This window comes from Rhodovulum sulfidophilum DSM 1374 (assembly GCF_001633165.1).
GTDB classification, from domain to species: Bacteria; Pseudomonadota; Alphaproteobacteria; order Rhodobacterales; family Rhodobacteraceae; genus Rhodovulum; species Rhodovulum sulfidophilum.
The window spans coordinates 2915355-2927515 of sequence record NZ_CP015418.1 but is presented as its reverse complement, the minus strand read 5'-3'; the positions used below and the strand labels follow the sequence as shown (position 1 = coordinate 2927515).

At 66.1% G+C, this 12161-nt stretch carries 13 protein-coding genes; 5 read left to right on the top strand and 8 right to left on the bottom strand.

Annotated elements, in window-relative coordinates:
- Positions 1-106: 106 nt before the first annotated feature.
- Positions 107-706 carry a flavin reductase family protein gene (locus A6W98_RS13755; protein WP_042462345.1) on the bottom strand — a complete coding sequence of 200 codons (600 nt, stop codon included), beginning with the start codon at positions 704-706 and terminating at the stop codon, positions 107-109.
- Positions 707-778: 72 nt separating this feature from the next.
- On the opposite strand from A6W98_RS13755, the gene A6W98_RS13750 reads away from it, so the two are divergent.
- Positions 779-1285 carry a GNAT family N-acetyltransferase gene (locus A6W98_RS13750; protein WP_042462343.1) on the top strand — a complete coding sequence of 169 codons (507 nt, stop codon included), beginning with the start codon at positions 779-781 and terminating at the stop codon, positions 1283-1285.
- A gap of 433 nt (positions 1286-1718) precedes the next feature.
- Here A6W98_RS13750 and A6W98_RS13745 read toward each other — a convergent pair whose 3' ends face one another.
- A complete protein-coding gene (locus A6W98_RS13745) occupies positions 1719-2540 on the bottom strand; it encodes an IS3 family transposase (protein ID WP_063490930.1) in 822 nt (273 codons plus the stop codon).
- Positions 2537-2854 carry a DUF1153 domain-containing protein gene (locus tag A6W98_RS13740; protein WP_063490929.1) on the bottom strand — a complete coding sequence of 106 codons (318 nt, stop codon included), beginning with the start codon at positions 2852-2854 and terminating at the stop codon, positions 2537-2539. Before A6W98_RS13740 ends, A6W98_RS13745 begins: the two co-directional genes overlap by 4 nt.
- 21 nt (positions 2855-2875) lie before the next feature.
- Between A6W98_RS13740 and A6W98_RS13735 the strand changes: the two genes are divergently transcribed.
- Positions 2876-3175 carry a CVNH domain-containing protein gene (locus tag A6W98_RS13735; RefSeq protein WP_081251934.1) on the top strand — a complete coding sequence of 100 codons (300 nt, stop codon included), beginning with the start codon at positions 2876-2878 and terminating at the stop codon, positions 3173-3175.
- Between the two features lie 169 nt (positions 3176-3344).
- Here A6W98_RS13735 and ptsP read toward each other — a convergent pair whose 3' ends face one another.
- From ptsP to A6W98_RS13720, 3 genes are all read right to left on the bottom strand, one after another.
- Positions 3345-5588 (bottom strand): phosphoenolpyruvate--protein phosphotransferase, encoded by a 2244-nt coding sequence (gene ptsP / locus A6W98_RS13730; protein WP_042462339.1) that lies wholly within the window; start codon positions 5586-5588, stop codon positions 3345-3347.
- Positions 5589-5599: 11 nt separating this feature from the next.
- Positions 5600-6838, bottom strand: a complete 1239-nt coding sequence (locus A6W98_RS13725) for an aspartate kinase (protein ID WP_042462338.1) — start codon at positions 6836-6838, stop codon at positions 5600-5602.
- A 335-nt stretch (positions 6839-7173) separates the two neighbouring features.
- Positions 7174-7647, bottom strand: a complete 474-nt coding sequence (locus tag A6W98_RS13720; protein WP_042462335.1) for a DUF1178 family protein — start codon at positions 7645-7647, stop codon at positions 7174-7176.
- Between the two features lie 129 nt (positions 7648-7776).
- On the opposite strand from A6W98_RS13720, the gene A6W98_RS13715 reads away from it, so the two are divergent.
- The 3 genes from A6W98_RS13715 (at position 7777) to A6W98_RS13705 (ending at position 9668) form a co-directional block, all read left to right on the top strand.
- A complete protein-coding gene (locus A6W98_RS13715; RefSeq protein ID WP_042462333.1) occupies positions 7777-8304 on the top strand; it encodes a glutathione peroxidase in 528 nt (175 codons plus the stop codon).
- A gap of 239 nt (positions 8305-8543) precedes the next feature.
- Positions 8544-9161: an RNA 2',3'-cyclic phosphodiesterase gene (gene thpR / locus A6W98_RS13710; RefSeq protein WP_231098278.1), complete on the top strand. Its 618-nt coding sequence runs from the start codon at positions 8544-8546 to the stop codon at positions 9159-9161.
- A 21-nt stretch (positions 9162-9182) separates the two neighbouring features.
- Positions 9183-9668, top strand: coding sequence for a hypothetical protein (locus A6W98_RS13705; RefSeq protein WP_042462329.1), 486 nt, complete (start codon positions 9183-9185; stop codon positions 9666-9668).
- Positions 9669-9695: 27 nt separating this feature from the next.
- Here A6W98_RS13705 and A6W98_RS13700 read toward each other — a convergent pair whose 3' ends face one another.
- Both A6W98_RS13700 and A6W98_RS13695 read right to left on the bottom strand, forming a co-directional pair.
- Entirely contained in the window at positions 9696-10676 is a 981-nt protein-coding gene (locus A6W98_RS13700) for a threonine dehydratase (protein WP_042462327.1), read from the bottom strand.
- A complete protein-coding gene (locus A6W98_RS13695; protein ID WP_042465123.1) occupies positions 10669-11958 on the bottom strand; it encodes a 3-deoxy-D-manno-octulosonic acid transferase in 1290 nt (429 codons plus the stop codon). The genes A6W98_RS13700 and A6W98_RS13695 overlap by 8 nt, the downstream gene beginning before the upstream one ends.
- Between the last annotated feature and the right edge of the window lie 203 nt (positions 11959-12161).

The following is a 12161-nucleotide window of genomic DNA, read 5'->3' as shown; positions in this document are numbered from 1 at the left end:
TCTTGTTGGTTCTGGCATGCCGGCGCTCCTTTTAGGCGCCTCATCCGGGAATGGAAACGGCACCAAGGCGCGCAGGGCGGCAAAAATGCCGCTGCCTGACGCAGCTTCAGGGGCGCTGCAGCTCGAAAATCTCGCCCACCACGGCGTAATCGCGATAGCCCAGCCGGGCGAGCGGCCGGAACCGGGTGACGTCGAACCGCCCCTCGATCAGGCAGTCCTCGCGCAGATGGAGGCCCGTCACCGCGCCGAAAACCACGAGATTGGTCGCGCCCGGCAGCCGCAGGATCCGGGTCAGCCGGCATTCGAGCGCGGCCGGGGCATCGGCGACCCGCGAACAGGCGATGGTCTCGCAGGGGGTGCGGTCGATCCCGGCCAGCGCGAATTCGTCCTCGCCGCAAGGGACGGGGGCCGAGGTCGCGTTCATCGCGTTCGTCGCGGCCTCCTCGACGATGTTCACGCAGAAGACACCGGTTTCGCGGATATTGGCGACGCTGTCCTTGGTGCCGTCGCGGTCTGGCTTGGTCGAGGTCGAGGCGAACATCACCTGCGGCGGCTCATAGGCCACCGCATTGAAGAAGGAATAGGGGGCAAGGTTGTCGCGGCCCGCGCCGTCGCGGGTCGAGATCCAGCCGATCGGACGCGGCGCGACGATGGCGCCGAACGGGTTATGCGGCAGGCCGTGGCCGTCTTCGGGACGATAGAACATGACATTCCTTTCTGCCATTTCCCCCGACATTACCTCGTGCTAGGGGCGGGTCCAGCAGGTAGGGAGAGCGGCGTGATCCGGGTTGCGGAAGAAACGGCCGGGGACTGGTGGGAAGTCGAGGCGCTTTACGACCTTTGCTTTGCGCCGGGGCGCACCGCGCTGTCATCCTACCGTCTCAGGGACGGGGTGCCGCCGGTTGCCGAGCTCTGTCTGACCGCCCGCGATGCAGAGGGCATCCTGGCCGCCGCGATCCGCTACTGGCCGATCCGGGTCGGAGAGGCCGAGGCGCTGCTGTTGGGGCCGGTCGCGGTCCACCCGACGCGGCAGGGCGAAGGGCTGGGCGGGCTCCTGATCCGCAATTCGCTGGCCCGGGCCGAGGCACTGGGCGTGGCGCGGGTGATGCTGGTGGGGGACGCGCCCTATTATGCGCGTTTCGGGTTCTCGCGGCTGACCGGCGTCGAGATGCCACCGCCGACCAACCCCGACCGCGTGCTGGGGATCGAGCTGCGTCCCGGTGCCTGGGCGGGCATCGCGGGCGCGGTAACCCGCGCGCGACCGGATCGAGCGCACACCGCATGAACGAAGACCGACTGGGCGCACCCCTCTCTACCCGGCATCTGTTCCGCCCATGTGGCGACGCCCGGCGGTTCGCAGTGGTCTTTTTTCGGAATTGGGCGAGATCGTTCGGGACGATTCTCCGCACGCTTCGGGGAGAGGGGGCTGACTGCGAAGGGGGGGGAATTTGTAAGTGCAGTGTATTTTCAGGGCGGTACGAATTCAGATTTTTCCAGTAAAAGGCCATGTTCTGTATTAATCATAGGTTGTTATTTATTTCGTTAATGCATTTTATAGGTGTGTGTTGATGAGGGGTTTTCTCGTTTCTTCTGCGCTGGTTATTTCTGCGACGGCTGCATTTTCCGCCGATCCGAGCAGCTTCCAGAACACCTGTTCCAATATCGCGTTTCACTATACCGATGATGCCACTGTATCGACCCAGCTGAATCTGCTCAGGTTAAGCCGCTAATGTGAATGCCTCGGCAGGCGTGCGCATGGCAAGGGCCTGATGAGGGCGGCGTTTGTTGTTGAAGCTGATCCAGTCACCGATGACGCGCATCGCGTGCTGGATGGTCTCAAAACGGTGGCGATGCACGCATTGCTCCTTCAGCGTCCGGATGAAGCGTTCGACCATGCCGTTCTGGTGGGGACAGTGTGGGGTGATGAACTCCTGCTTCAGACCGTAGCTGCGGGCGATCTTGGTGAAGTGGTGGCTGGTGAAGACCAGACCGTTGTCCGACCTCAGCAGGAACTCTTTCTCGACCTTGCCCAAAGTGCCGAACCTGGCGATCAGGGCGTGCTCGAGGGCGGCGCTGGCGGTCGTGGCTTTGCCGGACTTCGACAGATGCCAGCCCAGCAACTCTCGGTTGTGGCAGTCGATCACCAACGCCAAGGAAGCCCAGCCGTCCTTGCCCGTCCAGATACGGGCGAGATCCGTCGACCAGCGCTCGTTCGGCGCAGCCGCAACCGACGGCACGGCCTGGATGCGAGGCCGCATGCCCACGGCACGCTTGCGCACCTGCCAGCCCTTGATCTGGAAGATCCGCTGCACGGTGTTCTTGTTGAACCCCAGGAGCCAAGCCACGGTCCGATAGCCAAAGGACGGCTCTTCCTCGATCAGCTTCTTGATCGGCTCGGAAAAGCGGGCCTCGACCTTAGGCGCAGCCTTCACCGGCTTGTAGTAGACCGTCCGCCTCGGGATGCCGAACCAGGCACACAGCTTGGCGACGGACACAACGACGCCCTCGGCAATGAGGCCCTGCTGGGTGCGACGGATCAATTCCCGTCCTGCGCATCCAGCAGGGCCTGCAGCTTTTTTCGCGCCCGCAGCTCCAGCATCGCCTCTCCATAGGCTTCCTGCAGGTCCCGGAGCTGCTTCTCGTATTGCTCGCGGATGTCGAGCGGGTTGGCGCGCAGCGAGTTCTCCATGCCGCGCTTGGCATCCTCGACCCAGCCCTCGATCTCGGAGGGCGTCAGGTCGAAGGACCGGCTTGCCTCCGACGCGGTCGTCTTGCCTTGGATGATCTCGATGACGAGCGCCGTTTTACGCTTCGCCGTCCACCGCTTGATGCTGTCGTCCATCGTCTTACTCATGGCTACGTTCTCCCTTGTAGCATGAGCAGGTTTTCAGTGGGTCGATACAGCGGCGCCGAAATCGCCGCGACCTGTCTGACCTCGGATGGCATGCCGAACGATACCTCGATCGCCATGCCGGGGATCGGCAATGACAACGGCTCGCTAGTCATGGAGGGGAGCAGCGCGAGCTTCCGGAAAAGCTGCTGCAGTATCATGCTTCACCCGTCCATCGACAGGGTGGAACTGACTGCGAGCTGCCGCAAGACCGACGGCTCCTTCGAGGATGCGTCGATTTCCATCGACGGGATCAGCAACGAAGACGGGACATTGTCCGACTGAGATCGGGTGCGGATTTCGAAGGCGGGCAGTCCAGGGCGCTGCCCGTTTTTCGTGAGCCGGTTTGCCATGGGCCGATTTCCGTTCCCGGAGCTGGGGCGCGCATGCTGGACGGCACCATCTGCCCCGAACATGGCGCTGCCGAAGGCGGCTGGACGAAAGGGTATCGTCGTCAGTCGCGGCGCCGCAGCCAGTCGATGATGGCCGGACGAACCGACTGGGCGCCGCTGGCTCGGGCGGTATCGATCACGGCGCGCGCCTCGGCGAGATTGCTGCGCCGCAGCATGTGCTTGACCGGCCCGATCGAGGCCGGACGCATCGACAGGCAGCGCAGGCCGATGGCCGCAAAGCACAGCGCCTCGACCGGGCGGCCCGCATCCTCGCCGCAAAAGGACAGATGCGTGCCGGTATCCTCGCAGCGCTTCACGATCTGTTCGAGGAAGCTGAGAAAGCTGACATTCAGCGTGTCATAGCGCCGCCGCACCCGTTCATTCTCGCGGTCGGCCGCGAAGAAGAACTGTTTCAGGTCGTTGCCGCCGATCGAAATGAAATCGGCTTCCTCATAGAATTGCCGGGGCGAGAAGGCCATCGAGGGGGTTTCCAGCATCGCGCCGATCTCGACCTTCTCGGGCAGGGCCCGGCCCAGCCGCCCTTCGCGGTCGATCTCGCGCATCAGGTGGTCGCGCGCGGTGCGGAATTCGTCGAGCTGCGCCACGAAGGGGAACATCACCGAAAGCGGTCGGCCATTGGCCGCCCGGATCAGCGCCTGAAGCTGCATCCGCAACACGCCGGGACGGTCGAGTCCGACCCGGATCGCGCGCCAGCCCAAGGCGGGATTCGGCTCGTCCTGCCGCTTCATGTAGGACAGCACCTTGTCCGAGCCGATATCGAGCGTGCGGAAGACGACGCGCCGGCCATCGGCCGCATCCATCACCCGGGCGTAAAGCGCCGCGACCTCGCTGCGCTTGGGCACCTTCGATCGGATGAGGAATTGCAGCTCGGTGCGAAACAGCCCCACACCTTCGGCGCCCGAGCTTTCCAGCGACGGCAGATCGGCCATCAGCCCCGCATTCATGTGCAGCGCGACGCGCTGGCCGCACAGCGTCAGCGCCGGTTCCTTGCGGATCGTGGCATAGCGCTGCTGCGCCTTGGCCTGCATCGCGATCTTGTCATTGAAGGCGACGGCCACGGTCTCTTCGGGGCGCAGATGCACGATGCCCTGTTCGCCATCGACCAGGATCGGGTCGCCGTTCAGCGCCTCGGTCGTGATCCGCTGGGCATTGACGATCAGCGGGATCGCCAGCGCCCTGGCGACGACCGCGGCATGGCTGCCGACCGAGCCCTCCTCCAGCACGATGCCGCGCAGCGACCGGCCGTAATCCAGAAGCTCGCCGGGTCCGATATTGCGCGCGATCAGGATCGGGTCCGAGGGGCGCTCGGCCCCGGTATGCTCGCCCTGGCCGGTCAGGATGCGCAATAGCCGGTTCGACAGGTCGTCAAGATCGTGCAGCCGCTCGCGCAGATAGGGGTCGGGCACGGTCTGCATGCGCGCGCGCGCCGCCGACTGTTCCTTTTCCACCGCCGCCTCGGCCGACAGGCCGCGGGCGATGTCCTCTTCCATCCGCCGCTTCCAGCCGCGCGAATTGGCGAACATGCGGTAGGCTTCCAGCACCTGAAGCTGATCCTTGTCGCCGCCCGGCGCCGCGCTCAGCATCTCGTCGACGGTGACGCGCAGCCGGTCGACCGCCTCATGCAGCCGCCGCATCTCGGTCTCGTAATCGTCGGCGATGGGATTTGTCACCACCACGCGCGGTTCGTGCAGCCAGACATGGCCGACCGCCACCCCCTCCTGGCCGACGGTGCCCTGAAACATCACCGGCCGCTGGTGCAGCGCGGCCAGCGCCTCGCCTTCGCCGACGAAGGCGCCGAGCTCGGTCATCTCGGCCAGCACCATCGCCACGACCTCGAGCGCATAAAGCTCGTCATCGGAATATTGCCGCGCGTCCTTGGACTGGACGACCAGCACCCCCAGGCGTTCGCCCAGCCGCTGGATCGGCACGCCGAGGAAGGCCGAGAAGATCTCCTCGCCGGTCTCGGGCATGTAGCGGAAGCCGCGTTCCTGCGGGGCGTTGCCGGAATTGATCGGATGCGCGGTCTTGGCGACGCGGCCGACCAGCCCCTCGCCGACCCGCAGCCGGGTCTTGTGCACCGAGTCGGGGTTCAGGCCCTCGGTGGCACAAAGCTCCAGCGTATCGGCATCGCGAAACAGGTAGATCGAGCAGACATGGGTCCCCATCTGCTCGGCGATCAGGCTCGTGATACGATCCAGCCGCTCCTGACCCGCTGCCGGTTCGGCGAGGGTCTCGCGCAGGCTGACAAGCAGCCTGCGGCTTGAACTTTCAGTCGGGTCGGGCATTTGCCCCCGTATCAGGCTGCGTTTTCCAATCCGAACGCATCATGGAGGGCTTGCACGGCAAGTTCCATATATTTCCGGTCGATCAGAACGGAAATTTTGATCTCGGAAGTTGTAATGACGCGGATGTTGATACCCTCTGCGGCGAGCGCGTCGAACATGGTCGAGGCGACGCCGGCATGGCTGCGCATGCCGATCCCCACCACCGAGACCTTGGCCACGTCGGTATCGGCCACGACCTCGCGGAAATTGACCTCGCCCGCATCCATGGCCGTCTCCATCGCCTCGCGGGCGCGCGGCACCTGATTGACCGGACAGGAGAATGTCATGTCGGTGCGACCCTCTTCCGAGATGTTCTGCACGATCATGTCGACATTGACCCCGGCCTTGGCCAGCGGTCCGAAAATGGCGGCGGCAATGCCGGGGCGGTCGGCCACCGATATCAGCGTGACCTTGGCTTCGTCGCGCGAATAGGCGACGCCGGAGACGACGTTCTGTTCCACAATATCCTCCTCGTCGCAGACGAGCGTGCCAGAGGTCTCGTCGGTGTCTTCGAAACTCGACAGGACCCGCAATTTCACCTTGTAGCGCATCGCCAGCTCGACCGAGCGGGTCTGCAGCACCTTGGCGCCGAGGCTGGCAAGCTCCAGCATCTCCTCGAAGGCGATCCGGTCGAGCTTGCGCGCCTTGTCCTCGATCCGCGGGTCGGTGGTATAGACCCCGTCCACATCGGTATAGATGTCGCAGCGCTCGGCCCCGAAGGCGGCGGCGAAGGCGACGGCGGTGGTGTCCGATCCGCCCCGGCCCAGCGTGGTGATCCGGCCCTCATGGCTGATGCCCTGAAAGCCCGCGACCACGGCGACGCGCATGCCCTCGGCGAATTTCTGGTCGATATTGGCGCGCGGGATTTCCTCGATTCTCGCCGTCGAATGCGCCGAGCTGGTCCTGAGCGGCACCTGCCAGCCCTGCCAGCTGCGCGCGGGCACGTCCATTTCCTGCAGCGTCAGCGCCATCAGCCCGGCGGTCACATTCTCGCCCGAGCTGACCACGGCGTCATATTCGCGTGCATCGAACAGCGGCGAGGTCTGCTCGACCCAGCCCACCAGTTCGTTCGTCTTGCCGGACATCGCCGAGACCACGACGATGACGTCATAGCCGCGCTCGACCTCGCGCCTGATCTTTTCGGCGGCATTCCTGATGCGCGCCAGATCGGCCACCGAGGTGCCCCCGAATTTCATTACCAGAACCGGCATCGTTGCCCGTCTCGTCCCCGCGCTTGCATTTCGGGGATGCCTTATGGGATGGCGCGGCAGAGGGCAAGATCAATGGACGCGCCTGACCGTTCCTTGTTTCGAAGCTGTGGCAGGTTTCGAGGCCCGGCGGCTCGATATGCCGGGCGGGCGTGGCCGTGGCCTCGGCCATGTCCAGCTCGGATCCCTCTGGATCGGCGCTGTCGCCGCCCATGCCGCTGCGCATCCGGCAGGGTTGGCAGATGCCGCGCGATCGCGATCCGGGCAAGGCTGGCACTGCTGCAGGGCTTGGGTGATCCCGGGCGTTCCCTGGCTGGCGACGGCGATCGGAAGCGCCGTCAGTTCCGCTTGCGCCCAGGCAGGAAGGGCAGGGGGGCGACGGGGATGCCATCCTCGATCAGCCGGATCGCCTCGTCGGGGCGGGCTTCGCCATGGATCGGGCGGTCGGGGCGGAGCCCAGCATGGATGTCGCGGGCCTCCTGCGCGAATCGGAGGCCGACATGTTCGGAATTCTCTTCGATCCGCTTGCGCAGCGCCGTCAGCGCCTGTTCGGCCGGGCCCGTGGGGGTCGAAAGCGGCCGCCCGGCCGGGGCGGCGGCGTTTTCGGAACCTTCATCCGGGGCGGGCGCGCCAGATCTCTCGGGCCGGTCGGTTGCGACGCTGGGAGCCATCAGCGCCTTCGAGACGTCGCGGCTGCCGCAGAGGCTGCAGCTCACATGGCCGCTCTTGAGGAGCGTGTCGAAGGCAGAGGCCGACTGGAACCAGCTTTCGAAGCGGTGCCCGTCGGCGCAGGTAAGCGCATAGCGGATCATTCGAAAATCCTGTCGTCAGGACGTGCTGATACTTAAGGGCCCGCGCGGCGAATGCAACGCCGGGCTTGACCCTCTCACGTCGCGGAATAGGTTCAATTTCACACCAATACAGCATATGGATGTCTGCGCATGCGCCCTGCCACTCTTCCGGTTGTTGCCGCCCTGTTGCTTGGCGCCGGGTCCGCCGCGGCCGCCGAGAGCTTCCGTTTTCCCTCCATCGACGGGGGCGAGATCGACCTCGCGGCGTTTCGCGGCCGGCCGGTGCTGGTGGTCAACACCGCCTCGCAATGCGGCTTCACGCCGCAATATGACGGGTTGCAGGCCCTGCAGGACAGCTACGGCCCCCGCGGGCTGGTGGTGCTGGCCATCCCCTCGGACGATTTCAACCAGGAACTGGCTGACGAGACCGCGGTGAAGGATTTCTGCGAGGTCAATTTCGGGCTGACGCTGCCGATGACCGAGATCACCCATGTGAAGGGGGCCGAGGCGCATCCCTTCTATCGCTGGATGGATGCGGAACATGATTTTTCGCCAAGTTGGAATTTTAATAAGGTCCTGCTTGACGGCTCGGGAAATCCGGTTGCCACCTTTGGGTCTTTCACCAAGCCGCAATCGGCGAAATTGACTGCAAAGATCGAAACGCTTCTGCCGCAATAGCGACAGGACCCGAGCGCGCGGGTATGGCCTGCCCGGGGATCGTCGGAACGGCGTTCTGCCGTGCTCTTCCGCGATGGATGTAATTCCGTATTTTCCCTGAAAGCGGGAAAGCTATCTGCCGCACGGAATTGCGCCTGGCGTGAATTCCGTATTCCAGGTCGCGTTTTCGCATTTGCAGCATTGAGTTGCGGCATTGCGGCAAAAGGCGCTGCGGGCATGCCGCATCTTGAAACGCGCGATTGCGGTCCCATCTGCCAAACAGCTTTAGCCGCCGTCACCGGAGCTTTCGCATGATCCGCGCCTTCGCTGCCATCGCCCTGCCGCCGGAGATCCGCGAGCGTCTGGTTCAGGTACAGGCAGGCCTGCCCGAGGGCCGTCCGGTCCCGCCCGAGAACCTTCACCTCACCCTTGTTTTCCTGGGCGAATTGCCCGAGCCGCGGCTCGATGACGTGCATCTGGCCTTTGCCGGGATCCGGGCCGGACGCTTCCAGCTGACAGTGTCCGGCCTCGGTCTGTTCGGGTCCGACCGGCCACATAACCTGCATGCGGCACTGGCCGAAAGCGCGCCGCTCCGGCATCTGCAGACCAAGCTTGAAACCGCCGCCCGGCGGGCCGGGGTTGTGCTCGACCGCCGCCGCTTTGTTCCGCATGTGACGCTGGCCAGATTGGGGCGCGATCGCTCTGCGCGGCGGCGCGTCGAATTGGCCGTGGCGCAGGCGGCCGATTTTCGCGCAGGCCCGTTCGAGGTCGGCTTTTTCGGACTTTTCCGTTCTGAAATAGGAAGAAATGCTGCGCGTTATACCGAATTGATGCGATATACGTTATTCGCTTCGCAGGATGCCTCTCCTGGGGCATAATACCGTAAAAAGGGAGGAGACATGATCTGGACCGTTCATCCCGGGCGCGGGCTCGGGGCATTGTCCTTTGGGATGACTCCCGAAGACGTGCAGTCGCATCCCGATCTCGGGCGCCCGGGGCATGTCTATCGCGGCAGCCGCGGCCGGGTGATGGAATATCGCGGCCTTTCCGTGCCGATTTGCGAATATGGCCCGAATGGGCTCAATTGCATCATCGCCTGCCGGAAGGTGATGGGGGTGCGCTATCAGGGCGCCGCGCTGTTCGAGGCCGATCCGAAGGCCGTCGTCAAACTGATGGAAACGCAGCTCGGTCCGGCGCGGCTCTGCCAGGAACAGCTCTGCTTTCCCGGCGCGGGCCTGTTGCTGGGCGGGTTCTTCGATCCGCATGAGCAGTGCTTCTTCCATCCCGAGGCCGATTATCAGGACGAGCGCAGCATCACGGTCTGCATTCCCGGCGCCTGCGGCACGGCCTGCGTCGAGGAGCTTGAAATGGTGAGCTTCCTCTAGCCTTTCGCGACCAGCAGGGGGCGGGGCTCAGGGATCTGGCACGCCGCCCCCGAGCACGGTGGCAAAACGTGCGCTGTCGATATTGCCTCCGCAGAGGATGACGCCGACGCGGCGGCCCGCCATCATCTCGCTTTCCTGCATCAGGGCGGCCAGAGGCGCAGCGCCCGCGCCCTCGGCCACGTTATGGGTGGCGCTGAAATACAGCCGGATCGCCTCGGCGATTTCGGCATCCGAGACCGAGACGATGCGTTCGGCCCCGGCCGAGTAGATCGCCAGGGCCTCGGCCACCGGCACCCGCACCGCCAGCCCGTCGGCGAAGGTCTGCGCCGTCGGGGTCTCGACCAGATCTCCGGCCGCCATCGAGCGCAGGACGCAATCGGCCCGTTCCGAGACCACGCCGACGATCCGGGTCGACAGCCCCAGCGCATCGCGTGCCGCGATGGTGCCGCAGATGCCCGAGCCGCAGCCGATCGGCACATAGACGCTGTGCAGGTCGGGCTGGGCGGTGAACAGCTCCAGCGCATAGCTCGCGACGCCCCGCACCAGCTCGCGGTGGAAGGGCGGCACGAGATAAAGCCCCTCGGCCTCGGCGACCCGGACCGCCTCTTCGCGGGCGCTGTCGAAATCGGCGCCGAAGATGCGCAGATCGGCGCCGAAGGCCCGCATCGCGGCGTTCTTCTCGGCCGAATTGCCCTCGGGGGCGTAGATCCGGGCGGTCATCCCGGCGGCGCGGGCGGCCAGCGCCTGACCCTGGCCGTGATTGCCGCGGGTCGCGGTGACGATGCCGGGGCAGTCGGGATGGGTGCGGGTCAGCCAGTCGATGAAGGTGAGGGCGCCGCGCAGCTTGAAGGCGCCGGTGGGGCCGTGGTTCTCGTGCTTGACCCAGACCTCGGTGCCGATCGCCTCGGCCAGGAGCGGCCAGGCATATTGCGGCGTCGGCGGCATCCGGGCATGGACGAGCCGCGCGGCCTCTTCCAGCTCGTCGAGCGAAAACTGCGTCTCAGCCATTGCCGGGCTCCTTTTCTGCGGGTGCGGGCGCGCCCATGAGGCCTTCGAGCGCGTCGATCAGGGTGTCGGGGCCGGGGGTCTCGGCGCGAAGCCCGGCCAGAACCTCTCTGGCGCAGGCTGCCCGGCGGGTCTGTTCGGCACCGTCGAGAGCGGCCAGCGCGGCAGAAAGCCCGCCGGCCCCGGCGACGCCTTCGGCCGCCCCGGCGCGGTCGAGCGCGCCATATGCGGCGGCGAAATTCGCCACATGCGGACCATGCAGGATCGCGGATCCCGCGGCGGCAGGCTCGAACGGGGTATGGCCGCCCTTGTCGACCAGCGAACCGCCGATGAAGCTGACCCCGGCCAGCGCGTACCAGAGCGCCATTTCTCCCATCGTATCGGCCAGCAGCACCGGCCGCTCGGGCCCCGGAAGACCGCCGTTCGAGCGGGTGGCATGGCCGAGCCCGGCCCGCTCGATCAGCGCGGCGATCTGGGCGGCGCGCCGGGGGTGGCGCGGGGCGAGGACAAGGCGCGCTTGGGGATCGGCACGCCACCGCCGGGCGAAGGCCTCCAGGATCGGCGCCTCCTCGCCCTCATGGGTCGAGGCCGCCAGCAGCGTTCTGGCGCGGGGCAGGAGGGGCGCGAGGGCGTTCAGATCGTCCGCATCGGGCCGGGCCGCGGGGGCGAAGGCCTTCAGGTCGATCACCGGGCCGCGCCGTTCCGGGGCCAGGCCGAGGGTCGCGAAGCGGTCCCTTGATGCCGGGTCCTGGGCCGAAAGATAGGCGATGGCACCGGTCAGGCGCCGCGCCAGCGCCGGCATCCGCTGCCAGCGCGCGGCGCTCCTCGCCGAGAGCCTCGCGCCCAGCAAAAGCACCGGGCGGTCCCGACGCGCCATCTCGAAGATCCGGTTGGGCCAGAGCTCGCTTTCGATCAGGATCAGGGCCCGGGGCTGCCAGCGCCCGATGAACAGGCGCAGCGCCCAGCGGTAATCGTAAGGCGCAAGCCGCGCCGAGACCCGGGGCAGGGCCCAGCTTTCGACCAGCGCGCGCCCGGTCCGGGAATTGCTGGTCGCGACGATGCAAAGATCGGGGCGACGCTCGAGCAGCCGCTCGATCAGCGGTCGCGCCGAGGCCAGCTCGCCATTCGAGGCGCCATGCAGCCAGATCGTCGGCTGCTGCACCCGGCCCGGCCCGTTCGATGTCCCGTTCAGGCCCAGCCGCTCGCGCGCGAAAGGGCGGTCGCGCAGCAGGAGCAGCGCGAGGCCGGGGGCGGCCAGGGAAAGAAGGATCCGGTAGCTCAGCACGGCAAATCGGGGCGGCGGGACAGGAAGGGCATGACACAGCCGGAACACCGGATCTGCGCCGAAAGGGTTACGCGCCCGATGCCGGACTGGCAAGCGGGCACCGCCTGCGTCCTGTTTCCCTCTTGCCATACCTCGCCCGACATGGGGTGTCAGGCCATTGCCGTGCCCGGACTTCTGTGGCATCACCGAAGCTGGTAATTTCC